Annotated in this window: 2 protein-coding genes; both read left to right on the top strand. The window is 37.8% G+C overall.

Going from position 1 to position 1,341, the window contains the following annotated elements; genetic code table 11:
• The first annotated feature begins 65 nt into the window (after positions 1-65).
• A complete protein-coding gene (locus tag AAKU52_RS17455; RefSeq protein WP_354335918.1) occupies positions 66-344 on the top strand; it encodes a transposase in 279 nt (92 codons plus the stop codon).
• Positions 344-1,189 (top strand): IS3 family transposase, encoded by an 846-nt coding sequence (locus AAKU52_RS17450; protein WP_354335917.1) that lies wholly within the window; start codon positions 344-346, stop codon positions 1,187-1,189. Before AAKU52_RS17455 ends, AAKU52_RS17450 begins: the two co-directional genes overlap by 1 nt.
• The last annotated feature ends 152 nt before the right edge of the window (positions 1,190-1,341 follow it).

The following is a 1,341-nucleotide window of genomic DNA, read 5'->3' as shown; positions in this document are numbered from 1 at the left end:
TATAATACTCCCCAATATTAGGTCGATAATTTAAGGTCTAAAAAAAACCGTAAATTTATTGACAGATGAAAAAAGTTAGCAGAAAGAAGTTCAGTCCTGAATTCAAAGCGAGAGTAGCTATAGAGGCTTTAAAGGAGCAAAAATCGATAGCTGAATTAGCCTTACAGTATGATATTCATCCTACCCAGATAGCGACCTGGAAGAAGCATTTTCTGGAAAACAGCTCGGTTGTATTTTCCGAGAAGCAAACCGGCACCAAGGAAAATGAGGCTACTGAAGCCCGCTTATATGAGCAAATTGGCAAACTCCAGATGCAGAATGAGTGGCTAAAAAAAAAGTTATAATGAAGTACTGCATTGCAGAACGCAGGCTGATGGTTGTAAAAGATTCCAGGTTCAGCATCACAGATCAGTGTGATATGTTGAACATTCATAGATCAGGATTCTATTATAAACCTATGGGAGAGAGCGAGCTAAACCTTGAATTGATGCGGTTAATTGATAGCTATTTTCTTGAGCATCCACATAGCGGAGTTTTGACGCTATGTGCATATTTGTGTTTGACTTGCAATTATTCTGTTAACGTGAAGCGTATTCGCCGATTAATGCGTCTAATGGGACTCATGGCGATCTATCCCAGTAAGCAGCTTAGCATTGGGAATAAAGCACATAAGATCTACCCTTATCTACTCAGAGGACTTAAAATAGACAAAATTAACCAGGTATGGCAAACGGACATCACTTATATCCCCATGAAAAAGGGATTCATGTATATGATGGCTGTGATTGATGTCAAAAGCCGGTACATCTTAAATTGGAGTGTTTCCAATACGATGGACGCAGCCTGGTGCACTGAAGTATTGAAGGAAACAATAGCCTTACATGGCAAGCCTGAAATATTTAATACCGATCAAGGCAGTCAGTTTACATCTGCTGAATTTCAAAAGGTACTGAATAATCATACAATAAAAATATCGATGGATGGAAAAGGTAGAGCATTGGATAATATTTATATAGAGCGTTTCTGGAGAAGCCTTAAATACGAACACATCTATTTAAAGCCTGCTGATGATGGACTGGAGCTGTATAAAGGCATACAGATTTACGTTGATTTTTACAACACCCAAAGAAGACATTCATCCTTGAACAGAAAAACACCACAGGAAAGTTATGCACAGATCGCCGCTTAAATTTAAAAGAAAAAAGAAGCAAAAAAGAAAAGGGTGTTGGAATATGGAAAACTCGGAAGGGAGTTTCCCACATTCCAACACCTCAAGCAACAATAACAACATTAATAATTAACATTGTAAGAATTATTGTCCTAACAATAGGGAGTACTATA

This window comes from Pedobacter sp. CG_S7 (genome assembly GCF_040544395.1).
Classification (GTDB): Bacteria; Bacteroidota; Bacteroidia; order Sphingobacteriales; family Sphingobacteriaceae; genus Pedobacter.
This window is presented reverse-complemented; position numbering and strand designations above follow the sequence as displayed.